The organism is Methanomassiliicoccus sp., assembly GCA_033485155.1.
In the GTDB taxonomy this organism is placed as follows: domain Archaea; phylum Thermoplasmatota; class Thermoplasmata; order Methanomassiliicoccales; family Methanomassiliicoccaceae; genus UBA6.
The window spans coordinates 424984-446516 of sequence record JAWQJJ010000001.1 but is presented as its reverse complement, the minus strand read 5'-3'; the positions used below and the strand labels follow the sequence as shown (position 1 = coordinate 446516).

At 61.5% G+C, this 21533-nt stretch carries 22 protein-coding genes; 8 read left to right on the top strand and 14 right to left on the bottom strand.

Annotation, left to right across the window (positions count from 1 at the left end):
- Position 1: 1 nt before the first annotated feature.
- Entirely contained in the window at positions 2-532 is a 531-nt protein-coding gene (locus tag SA339_02300; protein ID MDW5562030.1) for a PadR family transcriptional regulator, read from the bottom strand.
- 275 nt (positions 533-807) lie between these two features.
- Here SA339_02300 and SA339_02295 point away from each other — a divergent pair, with 275 nt between their 5' ends.
- The 4 genes from SA339_02295 (at position 808) to acsC (ending at position 6310) form a co-directional block, all read left to right on the top strand.
- Positions 808-1740 (top strand): hypothetical protein, encoded by a 933-nt coding sequence (locus SA339_02295; protein ID MDW5562029.1) that lies wholly within the window; start codon positions 808-810, stop codon positions 1738-1740.
- A 137-nt stretch (positions 1741-1877) separates the two neighbouring features.
- Positions 1878-4022, top strand: a complete 2145-nt coding sequence (acsB, locus tag SA339_02290; GenBank protein ID MDW5562028.1) for an acetyl-CoA decarbonylase/synthase complex subunit alpha/beta — start codon at positions 1878-1880, stop codon at positions 4020-4022.
- 15 nt (positions 4023-4037) lie between these two features.
- Positions 4038-4988: an acetyl-CoA decarbonylase/synthase complex subunit delta gene (locus SA339_02285; GenBank protein ID MDW5562027.1), complete on the top strand. Its 951-nt coding sequence runs from the start codon at positions 4038-4040 to the stop codon at positions 4986-4988.
- Positions 4988-6310, top strand: a complete 1323-nt coding sequence (acsC, locus tag SA339_02280) for an acetyl-CoA decarbonylase/synthase complex subunit gamma (protein MDW5562026.1) — start codon at positions 4988-4990, stop codon at positions 6308-6310. Before SA339_02285 ends, acsC begins: the two co-directional genes overlap by 1 nt.
- On the opposite strand, the gene SA339_02275 is transcribed toward acsC, so the two are convergent.
- From SA339_02275 to SA339_02225, 11 genes are all read right to left on the bottom strand, one after another.
- Positions 6311-6865, bottom strand: coding sequence for a hypothetical protein (locus tag SA339_02275; protein ID MDW5562025.1), 555 nt, complete (start codon positions 6863-6865; stop codon positions 6311-6313).
- A 147-nt stretch (positions 6866-7012) separates the two neighbouring features.
- Positions 7013-7924: an ABC transporter permease subunit gene (locus SA339_02270; protein MDW5562024.1), complete on the bottom strand. Its 912-nt coding sequence runs from the start codon at positions 7922-7924 to the stop codon at positions 7013-7015.
- Positions 7921-8838: an ABC transporter ATP-binding protein gene (locus SA339_02265; protein ID MDW5562023.1), complete on the bottom strand. Its 918-nt coding sequence runs from the start codon at positions 8836-8838 to the stop codon at positions 7921-7923. The genes SA339_02270 and SA339_02265 overlap by 4 nt, the downstream gene beginning before the upstream one ends.
- A complete protein-coding gene (locus tag SA339_02260; GenBank protein ID MDW5562022.1) occupies positions 8825-9679 on the bottom strand; it encodes a hypothetical protein in 855 nt (284 codons plus the stop codon). Before SA339_02260 ends, SA339_02265 begins: the two co-directional genes overlap by 14 nt.
- A gap of 123 nt (positions 9680-9802) precedes the next feature.
- On the bottom strand, positions 9803-10558 hold the full coding sequence (locus SA339_02255) for an AAA family ATPase (protein ID MDW5562021.1): 756 nt from the start codon (positions 10556-10558) through the stop codon (positions 9803-9805).
- Positions 10555-11577 (bottom strand): hypothetical protein, encoded by a 1023-nt coding sequence (locus SA339_02250; protein MDW5562020.1) that lies wholly within the window; start codon positions 11575-11577, stop codon positions 10555-10557. The genes SA339_02255 and SA339_02250 overlap by 4 nt, the downstream gene beginning before the upstream one ends.
- Before the next feature lie 51 nt (positions 11578-11628).
- A complete protein-coding gene (locus SA339_02245) occupies positions 11629-12402 on the bottom strand; it encodes a methyltransferase domain-containing protein (GenBank protein ID MDW5562019.1) in 774 nt (257 codons plus the stop codon).
- Positions 12403-12460: 58 nt separating this feature from the next.
- Positions 12461-13156, bottom strand: a complete 696-nt coding sequence (locus SA339_02240) for a hypothetical protein (GenBank protein ID MDW5562018.1) — start codon at positions 13154-13156, stop codon at positions 12461-12463.
- Positions 13157-13239: 83 nt separating this feature from the next.
- Positions 13240-15129: an ASKHA domain-containing protein gene (locus SA339_02235; GenBank protein ID MDW5562017.1), complete on the bottom strand. Its 1890-nt coding sequence runs from the start codon at positions 15127-15129 to the stop codon at positions 13240-13242.
- A gap of 54 nt (positions 15130-15183) precedes the next feature.
- On the bottom strand, positions 15184-16662 hold the full coding sequence (gene ppcA / locus SA339_02230) for a phosphoenolpyruvate carboxylase (GenBank protein ID MDW5562016.1): 1479 nt from the start codon (positions 16660-16662) through the stop codon (positions 15184-15186).
- Between the two features lie 93 nt (positions 16663-16755).
- Entirely contained in the window at positions 16756-16929 is a 174-nt protein-coding gene (locus tag SA339_02225; GenBank protein MDW5562015.1) for a hypothetical protein, read from the bottom strand.
- Positions 16930-16968: 39 nt separating this feature from the next.
- Here SA339_02225 and SA339_02220 point away from each other — a divergent pair, with 39 nt between their 5' ends.
- Positions 16969-17202: a hypothetical protein gene (locus SA339_02220; GenBank protein ID MDW5562014.1), complete on the top strand. Its 234-nt coding sequence runs from the start codon at positions 16969-16971 to the stop codon at positions 17200-17202.
- Positions 17189-17677, top strand: a complete 489-nt coding sequence (locus SA339_02215; GenBank protein ID MDW5562013.1) for a type II toxin-antitoxin system VapC family toxin — start codon at positions 17189-17191, stop codon at positions 17675-17677. Before SA339_02220 ends, SA339_02215 begins: the two co-directional genes overlap by 14 nt.
- Positions 17678-17683: 6 nt before the next feature.
- Here the strand turns inward: SA339_02215 and purH are convergent, their stop codons facing one another.
- Positions 17684-19240 carry a bifunctional phosphoribosylaminoimidazolecarboxamide formyltransferase/IMP cyclohydrolase gene (purH, locus tag SA339_02210; protein ID MDW5562012.1) on the bottom strand — a complete coding sequence of 519 codons (1557 nt, stop codon included), beginning with the start codon at positions 19238-19240 and terminating at the stop codon, positions 17684-17686.
- 114 nt (positions 19241-19354) lie between these two features.
- The gene (locus SA339_02205) at positions 19355-19690 is read right to left on the bottom strand and encodes a hypothetical protein (protein MDW5562011.1); all 336 of its coding nucleotides are present in this window, start codon (positions 19688-19690) and stop codon (positions 19355-19357) included.
- Between the two features lie 44 nt (positions 19691-19734).
- On the opposite strand from SA339_02205, the gene SA339_02200 reads away from it, so the two are divergent.
- Both SA339_02200 and SA339_02195 read left to right on the top strand, forming a co-directional pair.
- Positions 19735-20607, top strand: coding sequence for a dihydropteroate synthase (locus SA339_02200; protein ID MDW5562010.1), 873 nt, complete (start codon positions 19735-19737; stop codon positions 20605-20607).
- Positions 20608-20633: 26 nt separating this feature from the next.
- Positions 20634-21455: a PD-(D/E)XK nuclease family protein gene (locus SA339_02195; protein MDW5562009.1), complete on the top strand. Its 822-nt coding sequence runs from the start codon at positions 20634-20636 to the stop codon at positions 21453-21455.
- Positions 21456-21533: the final 78 nt, after the last annotated feature.

The window sequence follows — 21533 nt, the reverse complement described above, 5'->3', positions numbered from 1 at the left end:
TTCACCTACCTCCTTTCCTCATATCCTCAGAGTCGATCTCGCTGAGTTCCCTATCGATGTCGGCGAGGTGCTGGGCGATGTGCTCTCGCGCCTGCTTCAGCTTCCTCTGCCGCTCCGTCCGATCCGGATTCTCCTCCTTCTCGAACAGCTCGGAGAACCGCTGGGCCGGCCCGCCGCCCTCGATGTTATACTTAGCGGCTACGAGACCCAGAAGCTCCAGGTACTTCGACAGCAACCTGATGTCCTTCGGCGCATGTCTCAATCTTTCCTTGACCCATTCCACGCCCTCGTCGGTGAGGGAGTAGTAATCAGTACCGTCCCTCTGCTCCGAAACGACCAGGCCGGACTCGGCCAAGCGTTTAAGCGCAGGGTAGATCGAACCGGTCTGAGGAGTCCATATTCCTTCGAAATGATCCCTCGCCTCCTTGAGGACCTCATACCCGTACATGGGCCGCTCGGTCAGGAACATGAGGATGACCATCTGCAATGGGCTGATCTTGCACCCTTTGAAGTCACAACGTCGTCCGAACATCTTGTCTCCTACATAGTAGTGCTCTACTAAGTATTGCTCTACTTAAGTAGCAATCTACTATATTTAGCTCGCCACCGAAAATGCCCCCGGCTTCAAGGGGCCGTACAAGGGCAGCAGGCAGTGTGGCATTCCAACATCGTTGCCTGTACCGCTGAGCTGGCGGTATGGCCCGTATCGCACCCCCTTTCGATCCCGAGACCTCGTCGGATCGTTTGCTGTGCACGGATTGCCAATCTTTATCAAGGTCGAGGATATTTGGCGTTCCCGGTCAACATATGAGACTCTGGCAGTTCGGAAGGTTGCACGGGAACAAGATCAGGATCGACGAGGAACTGGGGCAAGCCCTGGGACTGGTCAACGGAAGCCAGGTCTTCAGCGCGATGTTCCGCTACGAAAATGGCGAATCCACGTCCTACGAGATCGTCCTATCGACCTTCGGACCGGAGAACTACAGGCAGCTATGTCAGCTGACGATCCAGATGCTCGACAAGCCCGGCGCTTGCGCCCAGGCAGCGAAGTTCCTCTCGGACCGCAACGTCGACATCCTCAACTCAGTGTCGCTGAGCAACATCTCCGGGGTATCGATGACCTGGAAGATGCTGGCCGACCTATCCTACTACGGCGAACCGGCCGAACTCAAGGCGGAGTTCGACGGCATGAAGAAGGCGCGGGCCTCCGCGCTAGACCTGGTGGACACCCTAGATATCCAGGTCTCGCACATCGCCGACCGCTATACCAAGGGTGCGGCCGTGGGGTCCAAGACCGTGCACACGAAGCCGATCAAGAGCAAGCATAAGGCCTCCAGCCTCATCGCCAACAATGAGTTCGAGGTGCCCAAAGAGTTCCTGGACGAGGTCGAGGGGTTGAAGGACGGACATCCTCTGATGCTGGTCGGGGACATGGAATCGTACGTGCTCTCGGTGACGCTTCTCGACCCTCAGGCCAAGCTGGTCCGCGCCTCGCTGGTCATCCCCGACAAGCCCGGAGCCATCGCTCGGGTGGCCGAGGTTATGCAGAAAAACGGCGTCAACATGGTCTCCCTGGAGAGCGAGGTGCTGGTGTTCTACGAGTCCATGACTCTGGACATCATCGCCGATGTGAGCGCCGCCGGGATCAGCCCTGAGAAGCTGCACTCCGCGCTCGAAGAGACCCTGACCATGGAGAAGGGGCGGTATTTCGTCGATCAGCTGGAGAGCATCGACCTCTGATATCGGTCCGACAGGCGAACAACGGCGAAGGCTTGAAGTATGGCAGGTCAATCGTAAGTGGGCTTTGGTGCGACGCGCCAAGCATATAGCGCCGACCGCTTTCGGGATAAGGGCCCGCGCTGTCGGGAGGACCTAACGTGACGGAAACCATCTCCAATCATGACCTGTTCGCCCTTGCCGTGCAGGGGGGGCACGCAGCCCTCGACCTTGCGGACGGTGCGCTCAAGGAGGCGCTCGCGAAGTACGGACCGGACCGTCCGGTAGAGTACCCAGAGACGTGCTACGAGCTCCCGGCGGTGTACGCCTGGGATGGTCGGGAGGCGAAGACGCTCGGTCAGCTAGCATCCGTTCTCGACCCCTACCGCTCCAGGCTCGTCGAAGCACCGTCGGTGGAGGCCGCGCTCGCCGCCGGCGAGGCGACCATGATCGCCGCCGAGGTCATCGAGGCCTTGAAGTACATCGAGGACCAGCGGCCGTACGAGGGCACCCCGTACATGGGCTTCGTGCCGGACAAGATCATTCGCGAGCTGGGGTTCGCGTTCGTCGACGATACCATCCCCGGGGCGGCGGTGCTGGTGGGCCGCAGCCCGGACGAGGATGCGCTGGTCAGGATCGTCCGCGACCTGCAGTCCAAGGGCATCCTGATCATCGCCTCCGGCGATGTCATCGAGCAGCTGGCCTCCAGGAACGTGCAGATGGGCGAGCGTTCCCGCCTGTACCCGGTAGGCCACGGTACGCAGATCGTACATGCGCTGAACTTCGCCATCCGCGCCGCGCTGTCCTTCGGTGGGGTGCAGCGGGGGGACCGTGAGGGCATCTCGGCGTATCTGGCTAAGCGCCCGAAGGTCTTCGTCCTGGAGTTCGGACCGCTGGACGCGGTGACCGCCGGGGCGGCCTTCGCCGCGGTGCTCAACGGCGCATGTATCGTGACCGACCAGCCGGTGGAGGGCATCCCGGAGAAGCTCGTCCAGATCGAGGAACCGGAGCGGATGGTGCAGGCGGCGCTGGAGCTGCGGGGCATCAAGGTCAAGCTGGCGCCGGTGAACATCCCGGTCGCGTACGGACCGGCTTTCGAGGGCGAGGTCGTGCGCCGCCCTGACACCTACATCGAGGCGGGGGGAGCTTCTAAGACTCTGGCCTTCGAACTGCTCCGCGTTCGCCCGGAGGGCGAGGTAGAGGACGGGAAGGTCCGGGTGATAGGCCCCGACGTCGACTCGTTGCCAGAAGGCGGCAAAACACCGATCGCCATCCTGGTCGACGTCTACGGGAAGAGGATGAACGAGGACTTCGAGGGCGTCCTGGAGAGGCGTATCCACCTGTTCATCAACTACGCCGAGGGCGCCTGGCACACCGGCCAGAGGAACATCTTGTGGATCAGGTTGAGCAAGCCAGCGGTAGCGTCCGGCCTCAAGTTCAAGCACTTCGGAGATATCCTCATCACCAAGCTCAAGGAGGAGTTCGGCAACATCGTATCCCGCGTTCAGGTCACCGTCGTCACCGACGAGACCGAGGTGCGGAACCGTCTGCCGGAGGCGCTGGACGTGTACGCGCAGCGCGACGCCAGGGTCGCTGGGCTAACTGATGAGAGCGTGGACCGGTTCTTCAGCTGTTCCCTGTGTTCCAGCTTTGCCCCCGATCACATCTGCATCGTCACCCCTGAGCGTCTGGGACTGTGCGGTGCGGTGAACTGGCTGGATGCCAGGGCGGCGGAGGAGATCGATCCTCACGGGCCCAACAAAGGCATCGTAAAAGGCGATTGCTTAGATGAGGCCAGGGGGCAGTGGACCGGGGTCAACGAGGCGGTGTTCGAGGGCACCCATCACAAGATCGAGCGGTTCAATGCCTATACGATGATGGAAGACCCCATGACCTCCTGCGGCTGCTTCGAGGTCATTGTCGCCATGACCGCTGACGCCCAGGCAGTGATCGCGGTGAACCGCGAATATCCGGGCATGACCCCTATCGGCATGAAGTTCTCCTCCCTCGCCGGCTCGGTGGGAGGCGGGAGGCAGACCCCGGGCTTCATCGGAATAGGAAGAAAATATATTACCAGCCGGAAGTTCATCCCCGCCGACGGAGGCTTCCTGCGCATCGCCTGGATGCCCAGGGAGCTGAAGGAAGCGATGCGCGACGCCCTCCAGAAGAGGGCCGAGGAGCTGGGCGAACCCACCTTCGTGGATAAGATCGCCGACGAGACGATCACCACCGATACCGATGGGCTCATGGAATGGATGGTCAAGGTCGATCATCCTGCCCTTAAAATGCCCCCGCTGCTGTCATAGTCAAGAGGAATCATCATGGTCGAGGTACCGGTCCCCAGAGAGAAGTGGTCAGGAAAGATCGGAGCTGTCAAGCTCGGCACTTCATCGGCCGAGGGCGGAAGCCGCCAGGCGGTGGAAGTTGGAGGTGCCGCGGGCATGCCCTTCCTCTCGTACGAGGGGCTGGGCAAGCGCCAGCTGCTGGTCGGGGAGGTTATCGACGATCCTTCCCTCCTAACGGACCTGGCGGTGCGGGCGTTCGGCGATTCGGTGAGGGATCCCGTCACCTGGGCCAAAAGATGGGTGGATGAGTTCCACGCCGACCTTGTCTGCCTGAAGCTGAGGAGCACCAATCCCGAGAGCTTGAACGCGTCCTCGGAGGATGCCGCCAGGACCGTGGTCGAGGTCCTCAAGGCGGTCAGCGTACCGATCATCGTCTACGGCTGCGGGCAGGAGGAAAAGGACTCGAAGACCATGGAGGCGGTCAGCAACGCTTGCGCCAGGGAACGATTGCTCCTCGGTCAGGCGGAGGAGGCGGCATACAAGACCATCTCCGCCGCGGCCATGGCCAACCGCCATGCCTTGATAGCATTCTCCAACCTTGACATCAACCTCGCCAAGCAGATGAACATCCTATTGGCTGATTTCGGAGTGAAGCTCGACAACGTGATCATGGACCCCTTGATGGCCGGGCTGGGCATGGGCCTCGAGTACTCCTACTCGGTCAATGAACGCATACGCATCGCGGCGCTAATGGGTGATCGCATGCTCCAGGCGCCGATGTTATGTGATATTACGACCTCGTGGGAAGCGAGGGAAGCAACGGAGGAGAACGACCAATGGGGGGACGCGGAGGAGCGGGGAACGTGGTGGGAGGCGACCACCGGTCTCGCCGCGCTCATGTCCGGGGCGGACCTGCTCATCGTCCGTTCCCCTCGATCCATGGCCGTGCTCCGAGAGGCTATCGACGGTCTGCGAGGTGGTCAGTAATGCCGACGGCTATCGAGATCTTCAAGTTCCTGCCCAAAAAGAACTGCGGCAAGTGCAACTTCCCCACCTGCCTCGCTTTCGCCATGCAGCTCGCCAACTCGAAGGCGAAGCTGTCCGACTGCCCGTACGTCACCGAGGAAGGGAAGGCCAAGCTGGAGGCGTCCTCCGCCCCGCCCATCCGCCTGGTGAGCATCGGAGCGGGCGAGAGCAAGATCGAGATTGGGGACGAGACCGAGCTGTACCGCCACGACAAAAAGTTCTTCCATCAGACGCGATACGCGATCGTCATCTCGGACCAGGCGAGCGAGAAGGAGGCCACGGCCAAGCTCAAGCGTGCCTCAGACCTCCGGTTCGACCGAGTGGGCCAGACTCTGGCGATGGATTTGGTGGGGGTGCGCAACGATTCCGGCGACCCGGCCCGGTTCGCCTCGCTGGTCTCCCGCGTTTCCAAGGAGAGCGCTCTGCCCCTGATCCTGATGAGCGACGATCCCACGGCCATCAAGGCCGCGGCGTCAGCGGTCACCTTGTCCCGGCCCCTCATCTACGCCGCTTCAGGCGGCAACTACCAGGCCATGGCCGCGGTGGCCAAGGAGCTCAAGTTCCCGCTGGCCGTCAGGCACGATGACCTCAATGGCCTGGCCGATCTCGTGGAGAAGGTCCGCGCCGCAGGGGTCGAGGACCTAGTGCTCGACCTCGGCCCAAAGGACCTGCGGCAGCTGGTGGAGAGGAACACTATCGTGCGCAAGAACGCGGTCAAGAAGTCCTTCCGCGGTCTGGGATATCCCATCGTCACCAACGCCTGCGGCAATGGGCAGGGAGTGTTGATGGCTTTGGTATCGACGATGAAGTACGGCGGCATCGTGCTCCTGGACGACCTGAACCCGGCGCACGCCATCCCGCTGTTCGTGCTCCGGCAGAACATCTATACCGATCCGCAGGTCCCCATCCAGGTAAAGGCCGGTTTATATCCGATCAACAATCCTGGCGAGGACTCGCCGGTGCTCTTCACCACCAACTTCTCCCTCACCTACTTCACCGTGGCCGCGGACATCGAGAAGAGCCGGGTGCCCGCCTGGCTCCTCGTGGTCGATACCGAGGGGCTGTCGGTCATGACCGCCTTCTCCGCCGGGAAGCTGACGGCCGAGGGCGTCGACGAGGCGCTGCGCTCGAGCGGGGTGCTGGAGAAGAGCAAGAAGAACATGGTCATCATCCCAGGCATGCTGTCCCGGATGTCCGGCAAGCTGCAGGAGATGACTGGCACGAAGATCGTCGTGGGACCACGGGAGTCCTCGGGCATCGCCAAGCTGCTCAAGTCGCTGTGATCACGGCCGGATGAGGCCCTTTCCGCGGAGGATGCTCTCCACGCGGAAGGAGTCCTCGACGGTGAACCCCAGCTTAGTGCCCTCCCCTCTGAGGGTAGCGACGAAGATGCGGTCCCTCGACGGACGGCGACCGTCCCACACGAACCATGTTGAAAGGTTACCGGTACCCCAGATGCGCCATTTCCCGTTCCTGAGGGTCGGCTCCAGCGATGCGATGCCCTCGATCTCCGAGTACGGCACGGTGCGGGATGGCGAGCTGGTGAGAAAGGAGATGCCCCTATCCGATAGGCGCACCAGGGAGTCGGAGTATAGGACGCCGGGCTCGTTGTTCCCGGGCGTTGCTGTACTCTCTCCGGAGGTGGCCGGATGGCGGGAGAAGGCCACCAGCTGGACGATCGTGATGGCCATCCCGAGAATGATTATCGCGATGCCTGCTCCGAACGCCAGGGGTATCGATGCCAGCGCTCCGATGACCAGGATGACGCACCCCAGCGCGTCGATCGCCACCGACGTTAATAGGATCTTCTTAGGACTGCGGGAACCCTTTGACGACATGATACCCTCACTCCTACGGAGGAACGGTGGGCCGCTTATTAAGGGAATATATCGGAATATGATATACTAGATCGGCGGAAGCGGACCGCATCCTCTCTTCCTTCCGCCGGTCGCCGATCGTGCTGAAGTTTTAGACTCGGAGAGCGCTCACCCCAGCTTCAACGACCTCCTCGCCTTCTCCGACCACGTCTTGTCCATGCGCTCCCGGGAGAACAGCACCAGGCCGAGGGCAGTGAATGCCAGGTAGAATACGGCGGCGAGGATGACACCGCCAGCTGGGTCGTATAATTGAGCAGTGTTGTAGTCCAATGTACCCAGGAGATAGCTGGATCCCTCACTGAGGACCATGGGATTACCATAGATGAGCAACTGATTTTCCAGAGGAAGGGCTTTGGTGTAGTTGGAGTAGGTCAACGTGGGGTCCACGCGCATCGCCGCGTTCTGCCCTATTGCGATGGAGATTGGGTAAAGGGCCGATAGAATGATGAGGACCACTATCGCCACCGCCACCATCGCCCCCTTCTTCGAGCCTAGCGTGGAGAGGGCAAGACCGAGCGAGGCGAACACCAGGATAGATAGGAAGGGGAACAGCATAGAGGCCGCCAGTTTGTCGGCGCCAAGCATGGGCACGTCCATGACCGAGAAAGTGATGAGGTATGCTATCAGGGCCATCAGCATGGCGATGGCGGCAAGAAGGGCGACCACAATCATCTTGCTCATGAAGAACACTGGCCCGCGCACCTTGTGGCTAAGGGTGTACCGACTCATCCCGCTGTCCTTTTCCACGCTCATAGCCATCGCCGCCACTCCGGTGAAGATGACGATGAATATGCTACCGATCGAGCTCCAGTAACTGACCAGAGTCGTAGCCTGGTCCGCCTGCAGGGAGGCCTTGGTGACCACCGAGCTGCTGTAGGTCTGCTGCTGAACATATCCCGCGCAGGTGGTTAGGGCGATGAAGAAGGAGGCCACCGCCAGCACCGCCATGAAAATGACAAACAGTGAGTCCGAAGTCAGCAGCTTGACATCCTTCCTCAAGTGGATGCCTAGCTCGTTCACGTGGTCACCCCCGGCAGGAAGACCTCGGTGTACAGGTCCTCAGCCTTGATCTGGGCGGGACGGAACTCCATGACCCGACCCCCAGCCTTCACCGCTTCGGCCACGACGTCGGGAATTTCCTCCCTTGATGCCTCGACCGCGATCAGAGTCCCGTCGCCGGACACCGAGCGCCTGCCCCATTTGGATAGTGCTTGGATCACCGCATCGCTGGGTACGGCGAGCGTGATCTGGACGATGGTCCGGGGCTTGGGAGTATCGAGGTCCTCGCGTCTGATGATTGCCCCGCCCTTGATGAACAGGATGGAATCGCATAGCTGGTCAATCTCGTTGAGCTCGTGCGAGGACAGAAGCATAGCCATACCCTTGGACTTCAGGCCCTTTAAAAGGCCACGAAGCTCGATCATCATTCCTGGGTCGAGGCCAGAGAAGGGCTCGTCCATCAGCAGCACTTTGGGATTGTGGATCACCGCCCTGGCGATGGCCAGGCGCTGTTTCATGCCTTTGGAGTAAGAGGAAACGCGATCCTCTCCCCGGCCTTTCAGGCCAAACTCGTCTATCAGCCTCCTGCTCGTACCTTCTGGATCGGCTTCCCCGGTCAATCGAGCGAAGTACAGCAGGTTGTAGTAGGCGGACACGTCCTCGAAGAAGGTTGGGCGCTCTGGCACGTACCCGAGAGTCAGGCGGGGGTCCAACCCATTCATATCAATCATCCCTTCGTCCTTGGGTTCGATGCCCATGATCAGCTTGATCATCGTGCTCTTACCCGCCCCGTTCGGACCGACGAGGCCGCAGATCTCCCCTTCACGAATGGAGAACGACGCCTTGTTCAGGGCATGGATGTTGCCACGGGTGAACCTGTTCCCGTAGGTCTTGGAAAGCCCAGTGCATGTTAGGGCCGCCTCAAAACTGGCCATAATGAACCTCCATTTTGTCGTTGTTGTAAACAATGTACGGACTAAACCCGAAGGTGTAAGCTGTGTCCCCAACAATAAACCGGGCGAACATGCTAGTGGTCACCGGCTCATACGACGAGTCCTGCCCCGGATAGGTAATGGTAACCGTCGTGGTCTCTCCAGGTCTCAGTTCTAATGTTTCATTATGGTAGTTCGTCGTGGTGTTGAAGCTGTAAGAATAATTCGGCACGATGGTGGTGAAGAGCCCGGTCATCGACTCGGACCCTTGAGGCAGGTAGAGGTCGGTCCGGATGGTGAAGACAGAGCTATCGAGAGATATGTTGAATCTGACGCTAAGACCGTCGAGGTGAAAGATCGAGGCCCGCTCGAGCATGAACTTGGCCGAGTGACCGTACTGCCAACTATACACTGGATACAGCAAATAATAGCCGGCGGTGGCCCGGTCCCACTTCATTGATCCGTCGTTGTAAGACTCAATGGTGCCATTCCAGCTCAGCCTCAGAGGCTCACCTGTGGAATTATATTGCGGAATGGGGACCGCGGTGACCCCATTTCCATGGCTGGAATGGGATAGATTACTGACCACATTAGGATCGTCCAAGTAGGTATCCGGATCGATGTTATCCGGCAGCCTCACAATATAGACTCCAGATTGTCCGTAATCCCCGGTCACGGTGAACTGGACGTCCTGGGAGAGAGGCACCAGCGAGAAGGTGACGTTCTCTCCTATGTTGTACTCGGTCTTGTCCGCCCGCACCGCCACATATGCCACCTTGGAACCTTGGACCGTGCCCACGACCCATGACGCCAGCAGTGCGGCGAGGATCACCATAGCGGCCACTATCAGTACCAGATACCTTCTCTTGAGCCTTATCCTACTTCCCCCTGGATAATAATTCAGGGATTAAAATTACCATTCTTAAAACTGCCTAGCTGAGTCACCCGTCCAAGGAAGATGTGATCTCTACCTCAGATCCTCGGCGAGGTCATAGACAGCCGAGACGGCGACGCTCTTAGCCGGCAGCGAGGACATCGGCCCACCAGTGGAGGAGAGGTCCTCGACCTCCCGGTCATGGGGTACCAGCATCACGCGGGCGAAGCCAGAGGGGATCGCGTCCTTAAGCGTTGACGGCAGATCGCCGCGGACGCGGTTGATGACCAGCACGGCCGTGCCTATGGAGAGCTCCATCTCCCTGGCCAGCTCGAGGATCCGGCCGGCGGTGGTCAGCCCGACCTTGGTGGGGTCGGAGACGACGAGCAGTACATCCATGCGCTGGCATGTCCGCCGCGAGAGGTGTTCCATTCCAGCCTCGTTGTCTATGACCACGTAGGGGTAGTCGCCCATGATCTCGTCCAGGTAGGTGCGAAGCAGGGTGTTGATGTAGCAGTAGCACCCCCGGCCCTCGGAGCGGCCCATGGTCACCAGGTCGAATTCACGGCCTTCGACCATGGCCAGGCGCAGCTGGTACATCATCGCTTCCTGCTTGGAGCCTCCGGCGGTGAGCTCTTCCGATCGTCGAAGAAGATCCTCCCGGAGGTCGCCGATGGTCCTCTCGACCTCCGCCCCCAGCTTCTCCCCGAGATTGGAGTTCGGATCGGCATCCACCGCCAGCACGACCTTCCCCGACCGGCGGGCCAGCTCCTTCACCAGGAGCGCGGAGATTGTGGACTTGCCGACTCCGCCCTTGCCAGCCACCGCCACGATGAAGGTCATGGTCATCCGAGCGAATATTTGGAGGCGAGGGCGCTGGATACACCCCGCAGCAGCTCCATTACCTTTCCTGCACCTCTCTCGTCCAGCCCGCTCAGGCCGCACTGCGGGGTGATCATGCTCTGCCGGGCCAGCAAGTCCGTATCCACTCCTTTAGAGCCCAGATTGGCGAACATGCTCTCCATGGACCCAACGAGCGAGCTGACGCTCTCGTTGGCCAGCTTCTCCTCGCTGTTGGGGACCACCCCCCAGGCCAGGGACCCGCCCCTCTCGAGGAACCGCTGGATCTCCTCAGGGTACAGCACGATGGTGTACCCATAGTCGTAGGCGTCGAAGGATAGGAAGTCGATCCCCAGGGACATGACGAACGGCCAGTCGGTGTTGGCACAGCAGTGCACGCCGGTCAAGCCCTCCAGGCCGGTGCTCACATCGGCCATCCACGCCCGGACGTCGTCCTGGGACACGCTGGCGAAGGGCGTGCCCATCATCGACAGGTATGGTTCGTCCCAGAAGGTGATCACCTGCTGGCTCTTCTTGCGCAGCTCCCTCTCCTGCCACCGGGCCATGAGGTTCAAGCACTTGCGGATTATCTCCGCGTACGTCTCGTCGTACAGCACCGGGCGGTCGTTCTGATCGGTCAGCTGCAAGCCCATGGACACCGGCCCGGTGACCTGGCCTTTCACCGCGAGCGCGGTGGGCGGGAGGTCGCGGGACATGAACTCGTGGAAGCCGGCGAAGCTGTCCTCGGGCAAAGAGAATGAATCGACGTCCTCGGACAGGATCCGCATGTACACGTCCTCGGGATCGTAGTCCGAGAGGTTCACACGGATCTTCTTCCGGACTTCGTCGATCTGCGCCCCCGGCAGGTAGCGGGCGTACTGCGCATACATGTTCTCTCGGAAGCCCATGTTGGGCAGCTGCGGCCAGGTCGGGATCGAGCGCAGGCTGTCCATGATCAGGTCGACCGCCCTCGCCGGGTCGGTGTGGGGGAGCGACCCAATAACACTGGGTGCGCAGTTCCAGGCCATGGTTGCCGTACCTTCCGCGCGTCTAATAAATATTAGGGAGGCGGCAGGCCTTCACCGCGCCTTGAACGCGGAGATGAGAACGAAGAAGTTGTCTAAGAGTACGCAGCCGTCGGTTATCTCCAGCGCCAGGACTCCCTTGGCGTGCTCGGACGCGCCCGCTACCAGATCGCACATCGCCGACTCCGTCCGGGGGTCCACCATGTCAGTGAAGTGGGACAGCGGTATCCGCCGGCGGTAGGGGCGGAAGATCATGGGCTCCAGTCCGGTGGTCCGGATCAGGGAGGACCATTCGCAGGGACTGCGGTCGCGGACATGGGAGGGGTCGTGCAGCGCGTCCATGCGGTTTATGAGCTCGTCCACCTCCTCGTCCTCGGGGACGCTGCGGTCGTCTATGACCAGGCGGCCGCCGAGCTTTAGGACCCTTGCCATCTCGCCCAGCGCCTGCTCTAGGTCGGTGAAGTGGTGCGCAGCCCGGCGGCAGGTCACGATGTCGAAGCTCCTGTCCCCATACGGCAAAGCCATCGCGTCCCCGGTGTGAAAATCGACGTTCTCGATGCCCCGCTTGCGGGCCAGCTTTCTCGCTTCCCTCAGCATCTCCTCGGTGACATCGATCGCCTCCACCTTGCGTACCCGGGGGGCCAGCGCCAGGGCGGTGTGACCGGCCCCGGTGCCGATGTCCAGCGCCACCTCGTCATGGGCCGGGGAGGCCGCGTCGACCAACCAGGATAGGGTGACCCTGTCGTCGTGCACCTTGCTGGTTGCATACTTCGATGCCCGCCGCGCGAACACCTCCTCCGGTCGGGCCGATGGGTGGACCGCTTTCATCGTGACATCATTCCATGACGGGCTAATAATAGCCTACCGACGAACCTTCGTCCCGTACTTAGTTCGAGGACGGGGCCTCGGGGATGGAGACTATGCGGTCGAATAGAGGAAAGAGTTCGTCGAAGGCCCGGAACACGTTTTGCTTGAGGTCGGCGGGGAGACGATCCTCCGGCCACATCTTGGCCAGCACCGCGTTCACGTTCCAGGTGCCCGCCGGCAGGCCGGAGCGGAAGGCGGGATTGACGAACCCATCGCAGGAGAGGTCCCAGGCCATCGCCCTAGTGGTGCTGTCGCTGAGGACGCCCTGCACGAACCGGCTGCTGTCGCCCTCAGGCGAGGGGAGGTAGTGGAAGCCGCATGCCACCCCGAACCGCTGGGGCTTGATGATGCTCAGCATGCCGGCCTCCAGGAACAGCTCGGGCTCGACCCGGGCGTCGCCCTTGTAGAAACCCTTCCGAAGGATGACCGCCGAGCACCTGGCACCAACGGTGGAGTGCCAGTTGAACGGGGCCCCCTTCACCACGAAGCGATCCTGGTAGCCGCGGGACGTGACGTACTCATTGAGCACCCCCTTCAGGAGGCTCCAGTAGTTGAGGCCGTAGCTCGCGGTGAAGGCCTGATCGGCGGGGCCGATGATCTCGGCGACGACTCCCTCGGCCTCTACCTTGGTGCCCTTGTCGCCGGTGCGACCGGAGCGGGATATCGATCTCGCCATCTCGATCATGGAATGGTAGGGGGAATGGAGTACGTTCATCGATCTCGCCTCAGAAATTATCTGTGTGTTGAAGCGTGCGAAAACGGGGGTCCTATTTTAATTCTGTTGCCGATTTTATTACATTATGAATCGGGGCCTCGCCCGCTCTTGGCCGCACCGAGGCGGTCCCGGACCGTGGGAAATTGCTCAAGGTCGGTATGCGGCAGGAAGAGCGCCGAGGAGTACTGGTCGAAGAACGCGGTGGACGACGACAGGTCCAGGTAGGTCATCATGGAGTAGATGTCCATGGTCTCCCTCCTCATCGCCTCGGACAGCAGGCACAGCCGGGCCCCGCCCAGGGAGGCGTTGCCCAATAGCTCGAACTTGGAGCTCGGAAGGTCCGGCAGGAGGCCGATGGTCTGGGCGTTCTCGATGTTGACATAGTTGCCGAAACCGCCGGCGATGCAGACCCTGTCCAGGTCGGAGAAGCTGCGGTCCACGGCCTGTAGGAGCACCGCGCACCCGGCGTAGATCGCCGCCTTAGTACGGATGACGCTGGCAATGTCATCGTCGCTTACCGCCAATGTCCTTCCCCCGGGCTGACGATGGACGATGAACTCCATTCCCCGACCGGTGGAGCGGACCCTCTCCGAGCGCTCGGTGTCGATACGCCCCTTCTTGTCTAGGTAGCCTTGGGAGAACATCTGGGCGAGGAGATCGATTAGCCCCGAACCGCAGATGCCCCGGGGCTTCCCCCCACCGATGGTGGTCACGCTGATCTCGCGCTCGTCGATGGCGACCTTGTCGATGGCTCCGCTCATCGCCCGCATGCCACAGGAGACCTCACCGCCCTCGAAGGCCGGGCCCGCCGAGGTCGAACAGCCGATGATCCATTCCCTATTGCCGAGAACGACCTCGCCGTTGGTGCCAACATCGATCAGCAGCGTCAGCTCGTCCCGGTGGTGCATCCCCGACAGCAGGATGTCAGAGGTGATGTCCCCGCCCACGTACCCTGCTCGCCCGGGTACGCATAACACCGGTGCGTCGGGTTGCGCCCGCAGGCCGACCTCCGAGGCGGTCATCACCGGCGGGACGTTGGTGATAGGGATGTACGGCGCGTACCGGATGTTCTTGGGATCAAGCCCAAGGAGCATGTGCACCATGGTGGTGTTGCCGCTGATTACTATGGAGGCGATGTCCTCGTCGCATGTGCCGGAATGGAAGCGTCTCTTCTTGTCTCTCTCCGCGCACAGCTGGTTGATGAGCCCGTTGATGGTATCGACGACCAGCTCGGTGAGACGCTCCAGTCCTTTCTCCTCGGCATAGGCGATGCGCGATAGCACGTCCTCGCCGCACACCAGCTGGCGGTTATAGTCGGAGGCTTGAGCCACGGTCCGACCGGTGGCTAGATCTATTAGCTCGGCGACCACTGTGGTGGTGCCGACGTCGACCGCCAGACCATAGTTGGGGATGGCCTTGGAGCCCTTCTCGATGGCCATCAGCCTCTCCGTCCCGTCCAGGTGGGAGAGCATGACCGAGAGCTGCCAGCCCCCTTCCCGCAGCACCGCAGGCAAATCGCGCAGCAGGGGCAGGGGTACCACGAGGTCGGGGTTGCCTAGGGCACAGGTGACCCGTTCGAGGTCGGCGAGGTTGTCCTCCAGAGAGGGGGCTGCAAGATCTAGACGACGCACCTCGGTGAGCGGAGTGAGGTCTTCCGCCTCCCGCCCGTGGTACCGGGCGAGGATCTGATGTTCGCTGACCTGGGACTCTTCAGGTATGAACACCGACAGGTCGCCGCGTACCACCGTCCTGCACGCCAGACGATATCCCAGACGGCTCTCCTCATCGGTCAGGTGGCCGGGCTCCGACTCCGACGGCCCGTCGACGATCACCAGGCACTTGCCGCAGGTTCCCTTGCCCCCGCACACGCTGTTGATCTGCACCCCCGCCGCCACCGCCGCGTCCAGTATGGTCTGGCCATCCTGAACGCTGGCGACGATGCTTCCCGGGAAGAAGGTGACCGTGTGGGCCATGGGAGTGAAAGGTCCCATCGAGTTATTTAAGGCAACGACCTGGCTACCAGGAGTTCAACCCAGGAACCCTCTTAGGTGGGCGGCCCTCAGCACCGATCCTTCCAGGCCCTTCCCGGTGCTGTTCTTGAGGCTCTCCATGATCAGTGAGGTGATCTTGCGGTGCTCCTCATTGATCTCGTAGTCGAGCCCCAGGTTGTCGATGGACATGCGGACCTTGAGCGGCAGGGTCTTGATGGAGGCGGGGTTCATGAATTGCAGGGCGTCCTTCATGTTGTCGTCGAAGTGGGGGCTTACCTGCCTCAGGTAGTCAAGGTCACTGTCGTCCAGGGCATCAAGTCCCAGGATCTCCGGGGGAATGCCGATCGAGTAGAAGGCACAGCAGAAGCCGATGGCCCGCGGCAGGACGATTCCTTCCAGGCTCCGAGAGTAACCGAACAGGCCGATGTGCAGCTTCCTCTTCCTCCTCCTCGGAACGTAGTTCGCGGCCTCGTTTATGAGCGGCGCCAGCTTCACAATCTTCTCCCGGTACGACGCGGAGCACTTGGCGATGATCTCCTCGCACCGCTTGGTATCGACCTCCATGGCCTTGTGCCGCTGTCCTTCGTTGATGGCCTGGATGCCCTTGCGGACCTCGTCGTGCGAGTAGTCGTACTTGAACGCCGACTGCACGGTGAAAGTCTGCACCGATGGGTATTCTTCCATGATATGGTCGACATTGCTCGGTTTGAGGTTACCGCGGAAAGGTGCGGATCCGACCCCGATGATGGGCTGGATGCTGACCCCCGTCTCCTCTTCCAACAGCTGGAGATTGTACAGCGCGGCCTTGTTCATGAGGATCGCGCTGGCCTGCCCATAGTTCATTGCCGGGTCGGAGCGGGCCAGGAACACCCGCTGGTGGGCCAGGTCCTTGTCCTTCATGTAGTCCCTGGTGATGTTGTGCGCGTTCATCATGTGCTCGAGGTCCTCGAACAGCGGGATGACGTTGATATTCTCCGGCTCGAAGGTGCCGATCCAGTCGGCCAGGGTACCCTTGGTCCCGCCAAAGGTCATGTGCTGCTTGCCGACCACGAAGTCGTGGTAGTAGCGGTAGATGCGATCCAGGGAGGTGGATGAAGCGGCCATCGGCAGGATGACCTCGAAGATTGGGGGGACGTCGTCGGTGTAGAACAGCTTGGCGGTATCGAATGAACGGGGTATGGATTCTAGCGTCTCCAACAGGATCTTGGCCTCATCCTTCTCCACTGCGGGGTTGGGGACTCTGAGGGTAAGGAAGACGTCCTTTCCCAGCCGCTTCTCCCGGAAGTACCAGTCGTACTTGGTGAGGAGTTTCTTCACCACGAAGCTGTCGACCTCCTTCCCCTCGCAGTCCCACATCTGCTCCTCGCAGTCCAGGTGAGAGAACACATAGTACGCTTCCTGGATCTCATCCTCCCCTCCCATCTCCGCGCTCTCAGCGAAGAAAGGGGCGTTGACGTTGTCGGGATGCTGGGTGCTCATGCAGCGGGGTATCTTGGGATCCACATCCATCACCATGTACCTGTCGCGCCTCTCCAAATCTGGTCCGGAGCCGGACCAAGATCGGCCCAGGAGCGACGGGGTGTGGGAGAGCGTTTTTCCTTTTTAGTCTTACCCCAACCGTCCCAGTCCCCTGCGTCGTTCGTGAGCGGAGCGGGAGAACGGCCCGACCGTCTTCCTTGGACACAACGGGACCATAGCCCTGGGGCACGAATGGGGCCCGTCGACCATCTCGAGCGTCTTGGGGTGCACCTCGTAGACGGAAAGAGGGTCGCAAGCGCGCACGATTTATCCCCCGACCGCCCATTCGTTACGGGGGGTCCGATGACGAGAACGAGTAAAGGAAGGACGATGCGAAAGAAAGGGCTCGGGGACCTCGAGGGTCGCATGGACCGCCTGGAAGCCAGGATCAAGAGGCTCGAGCGGGCCGTGCTGCAGGGGCAGGAGGCGGCGGGCAGCGGGGAGTGCACCTCTTGCGATGACCTCATCGGCTGCCTGGACGATTGCGTCGCGGACGTTCAGGAGCTGCGGAAGAAGGTGAGGGATGCCCGCTCCTAGGCCCGTGGTCATCGATACCAACGTCATCATCGATGCCTTCGTGCGCTCCGGCGACGCCCGGAGCCGGGGCTCCATCGAGCTCCTGAGAAGGGTGGAACAGGGAGACTTCACCGGTATCCTGCCCACGCCGGTGCTGGTCGAGATCTACTATGTGGTCCTGGACGTGACCAAGGACCCTCACCGGGCCAGGAAGACCCTGGTAGGATTGCTCGCGCTACCGAACATCACGGTGCAGGCGGTGGAACGGGAGCATGCCATGGTCGCCGTGGATCTCATCAGGGAGAGCAACTACTTCCGCCTGGGCAAGGGGAACAAGCTCGGACGCCGGTCCGAGGGGCTTTCCATGGTTGACGCGCTGGTACTGGCCATCGGGAGGACGATCCCCGGGGCGGTGGTGTGCTCCAACGAGAGTCGCTTCTCCCAGGTCCGCTCCGTGGTCACCTTGAGGCCCTTCGAGCTGGCGGGAAAGGGTTAGGCCGGGTCAGTGGCGGAAGATCCTGACCCCGGTGAACACCATGGCCATGTTGTACTCGTTGGCCGCGTCGATAACCTCTTGGTCCCGGATGCTCCCGCCGGGCTGGATGATCGCCGTGGCTCCGGCCTTGGCCGCCTCGTCCACGCCGTCACGGAAGGGGAAGAAGGCGTCGGAGGCGATGACCGAGCCCTTGGCGTTCTCCCCGGCCTTGTGGGCGGCGATGAACGACGAGTCCACGCGGGACATCTGGCCGGCGCCGATGCCCACGACCTGCTCACCCTTGGCCAGGATGACGGTGTTGGACCATATGTGCTTGCATACCCGGTTGGCGAAGAGCATGGCCTTGATCTCCTCAGGAGTGGGGGCGCGCTTGGTGACCACCTTGAGGTTGGCCTCGGTGACCTGGTAGTTGTCCGCGGTCTGCACCAGCATGCCGCCCTTGATGTACTTCATCTTAATGGTGGGGGCGTCTGCGAGGGTGATCGGTCCGGGGGTGGTCATCAACCGGATATTCTTTTTCTTGCTCAGCAGCTCTAGGGCCGCGGGGTCGAAGGACGGGGCGAAGACGATCTCCACGAAGTGCTTGGAAATCTCCTCGGCGGTGCGCAGGTCGCACTCGCGGTTAAACCCGATCACGCAGCCGTAGGCCGCAAGGGGATCGACGTTGTAGGCGACCATGAACGCGTCGTAGATCTGGTCATTGCAGGCGATGCCACAGGGATTGGTGTGCTTGATCACCACGGCACAGGCGCGGTCCTCGAACTCCCTCAGGAGGGAGAGCGCGGATTCGATGTCCAGGATGTTGTTGAATGACAGCTCCTTACCGTGCAGCTGCTTCATCTTGGAGACCGCGACCCCGGTCACGAAGGGGTCGCCGTAGAACGCCGCCTTCTGGCTGGGGTTCTCGCCATAGCGCAGGTCCTGCACCTTCTCCATGCCCACAGTGAGGCCGCCAGGGAACTGGGGGCCCGGGAACTCGGTGGCCAGGTGCTGGGCTATCAACGCGTCGTAGTTGGCGGTGGAGCGGAAGGCCTCCAGCATAAGGGACTTCAGCGTCTCCTCGCCGATGCTGCCCCCGCCGATGCTCATCTCCTCCAGCAGCGGTCCGTAGCGCGAGGGTTCGGTGACCACCGCTACCGCCTGGTAGTTCTTCGCTGCGGCCCGGATCATCGACGGTCCACCGATGTCGATGTTCTCGACCACCTCCTCCAGCGACACATTGGGCTTGAGCACGGTGTCCCGGAAGGGGTAGAGGTTCACCACTACCATGTCGATCTTCTTGACCTTCATCTTCTCCAGCTGCCTCATGTGGTCGGGGTGGTCCCGACGGGCGAGCAGCGCGGCGTGGATGTTGGGATGCAGCGTTTTGACCCTGCCGTCCATCATCTCTGGAAAGCCAGTTACGTCGGAGATGCTGACCGTCTTGATGCCGTTACGTTCGAGGAGCAGCGCGGTGCCCCCAGTGGAGATAATCTCCACACCATGGTCCTTCAACCCGCGGGCGAAATCGACGATTCCATCCTTGTTGGACACGCTTATCAAGGCGCGTTCGATCTTGACCAAATCATAACCTCCAAAGCGAACGAGGCAAGCCGACAGAACAGTTTGCCATGTGGATATCAAAAAGGTGTTAATGAAGGTTGCCGGCCGCGGGGGCTTCCCGGCGGCCCGGCGGGCTCACAGGCCCTCGTCCCTGCGAACCGCTCCCGAGTTCTCCAGCAGCCGGAACAGTTCCACGAGCGGCAGGACCACGGTGAGCTTGTCCATCATGATGTAGATCTCCCCGTCCGAGAGGAACAGATCGGCGACCTGGCGCTGGAACTCCCCGGGCGGGAAACTGGCCACCCAGTCAAGGACCCTGCCCTCCTCCTCGGGACCGTCCTCGGGCTCGCCGAACGCCACATCCACCACGGCGTCCTCCGCCATCACCGGCGGCTCTTCGGCCCCTTCCTCGAGCTCCTCATCCTCCAGGCCTTCCTCGTTCCGCTCCTCGTCGTCGTAGTCGCGCGGCATTTGCCTCACCGTGGTGGTCCTATCCTCCCCCGACCATAATTACTTTGGGGAGAGTTCGCGACATCGCCAGGGAGATCCTGGCCGGATACGACGGGCAGGAACCCTTTTATCAGATAGTAACCTTCTTCGCCCCGATAATCATGTTCATCATCTCAGAAAGGATCAACGGCCTCTTCACTTCCGTCGGCAGGGCCATCGACCATCGCGACGCGAAGTTCATCCAGGACCTGGCCCTGAGCCAGGTGGAGCACGGCGCCCAGGCCCTGGACGTCAATGTCGGCCCCGGCCGCGAGGACGGCCCGGCGGCCATGGATTGGTTGGTGAGGACCGTGCAGGAGGTGGTGCCGGTGCCGCTGTCCCTCGACACCTCCGGCCCCAAGACTATGGAGGCTGGGCTCAAGGCCGCCACCAATAAGGTCATCATGAACTCCACCACCGCGGAAGTGAAGCGCATGGACCGTTTCTTTCCCCTGTGCAAGGAGTACGAGGCCGAGATCATCTGCCTGTGCATGGATGAGCGCGGTGTACCGAACTCCGCGGATGCTCGGGCCGAGATGGCCATGCTCATGATGACCAAGGCCATGGAGTATGACATCATGCCCGACCGCCTGTTCCTCGACCCTCTGGTACTGCCGACCAACGCCGCCCAGGATCAGGGAAAGAAGGTCATCCAGGCAGTCCAGATGTTCCAGGTGCTCAACGACCCCGCGCCCCGCACGGTGGTTGGGCTGAGCAACGTATCCAACGGCACCAAGCAGCGGAGCCTGATAAACCGCACCTTCCTGGCCATGCTCCTGGGGGCGGGCCTGAGCGCCGCCATCTGCGATCCTGAGGACCCCGAACTGATGGCCACCATCAAGGCGGGTCACGTGCTTCTGAACGAGCGGCTGTACTGTGACGACTTCTTGAGGGACTGAAGCAAACCTATATAGCCGACGCACCCGTGAGCTGGACCGCTCCCTGTCGAGGCGGGGACGGCAAGGTAAACGTTATGGTTGATGAACCGCAGACCTCTCACACTTACTCCCACTCCCGGCTAAGCTGCTTCGAGCAGTGCCCCCGCCGGTATCAGTACCGTTACATTGAAGAGGTCGAGGTGGAGGAGATGCAGGGCATCGAGGCGTTCACCGGCACGCTGGTGCACCTATCCCTGCAGCGCCTGCACGAGGAGGCCGCCGATGGCCGGGTCCTGACCTCCAAGGAGCTCCTGGAGCATTTCGAGTCTCTCTGGAAGGAACACTATGACGAAGCGTGCGTCAAGGTCGTGAAGCGGGGCACGAGCTGTTCGGACTACCGCATGGGGGCGAGGGTCGGTCTGCAGGCGTATCACCGACGGTACCATCCCTTCAATCACGGCAAGGTAGTGGGAATGGAGCACGAGCTGCAGTTCACGGTGGGCGGCAGGCACCGCTTCGTCGGCTACATCGACATGCTGAGATCCATGGGCGAGGGTGTGTACGAGGTCCACGACTTCAAGACCGGACGCCGGCTACCCACCCCCGGGGACCTGAAGGGGGATCGCCAGCTCGCCCTCTACGAGATCGGAGTGCGTCAGAACTTTCCGGACGCCCGCGAAGTGCGCCTCAAGTGGCACTACCTTGCCCACGACAAGGAGCTGACCTCGTCCCGCACCACTGAGGAGCTCGGGAATCTCGAGGCAAAGGTCTCCGGGCTCATCGAGTGCATCGAGTCTACCGCCTCGTTCCCCTGCCGCCAGGGGCCGTTGTGCCGCTGGTGCGAGTACTGCGATATCTGCGAGAAATAAGCGCGTGGATGAAGGCATCGAATGGAAGCGACTGTATATGGGTCGATGCGGCTCAGGGCGCCCTCGTTCCGACCGTAG

What these genes read in the sequence shown, in the direction of transcription:
- SA339_02205 (MDW5562011.1), bottom strand. Translation starts at nt 19,690, where the DNA reads ATGCCGCGCGACTACGACGACGAGGAGCGGAACGAGGAAGGCCTGGAG.
- SA339_02300 (MDW5562030.1), bottom strand. Translation starts at nt 532, where the DNA reads ATGTTCGGACGACGTTGTGACTTCAAAGGGTGCAAGATCAGCCCATTG.
- SA339_02215 (MDW5562013.1), top strand. Translation starts at nt 17,189, where the DNA reads ATGCCCGCTCCTAGGCCCGTGGTCATCGATACCAACGTCATCATCGAT.
- acsC (MDW5562026.1), top strand. Translation starts at nt 4,988, where the DNA reads ATGCCGACGGCTATCGAGATCTTCAAGTTCCTGCCCAAAAAGAACTGC.
- SA339_02235 (MDW5562017.1), bottom strand. Translation starts at nt 15,129, where the DNA reads ATGGCCCACACGGTCACCTTCTTCCCGGGAAGCATCGTCGCCAGCGTT.
- ppcA (MDW5562016.1), bottom strand. Translation starts at nt 16,662, where the DNA reads ATGGTGATGGATGTGGATCCCAAGATACCCCGCTGCATGAGCACCCAG.
- SA339_02275 (MDW5562025.1), bottom strand. Translation starts at nt 6,865, where the DNA reads ATGTCGTCAAAGGGTTCCCGCAGTCCTAAGAAGATCCTATTAACGTCG.
- SA339_02245 (MDW5562019.1), bottom strand. Translation starts at nt 12,402, where the DNA reads ATGAAAGCGGTCCACCCATCGGCCCGACCGGAGGAGGTGTTCGCGCGG.
- SA339_02255 (MDW5562021.1), bottom strand. Translation starts at nt 10,558, where the DNA reads ATGACCATGACCTTCATCGTGGCGGTGGCTGGCAAGGGCGGAGTCGGC.
- SA339_02250 (MDW5562020.1), bottom strand. Translation starts at nt 11,577, where the DNA reads ATGGCCTGGAACTGCGCACCCAGTGTTATTGGGTCGCTCCCCCACACC.
- SA339_02240 (MDW5562018.1), bottom strand. Translation starts at nt 13,156, where the DNA reads ATGAACGTACTCCATTCCCCCTACCATTCCATGATCGAGATGGCGAGA.
- SA339_02220 (MDW5562014.1), top strand. Translation starts at nt 16,969, where the DNA reads ATGACGAGAACGAGTAAAGGAAGGACGATGCGAAAGAAAGGGCTCGGG.
- SA339_02265 (MDW5562023.1), bottom strand. Translation starts at nt 8,838, where the DNA reads ATGGCCAGTTTTGAGGCGGCCCTAACATGCACTGGGCTTTCCAAGACC.
- SA339_02295 (MDW5562029.1), top strand. Translation starts at nt 808, where the DNA reads ATGAGACTCTGGCAGTTCGGAAGGTTGCACGGGAACAAGATCAGGATC.
- SA339_02285 (MDW5562027.1), top strand. Translation starts at nt 4,038, where the DNA reads ATGGTCGAGGTACCGGTCCCCAGAGAGAAGTGGTCAGGAAAGATCGGA.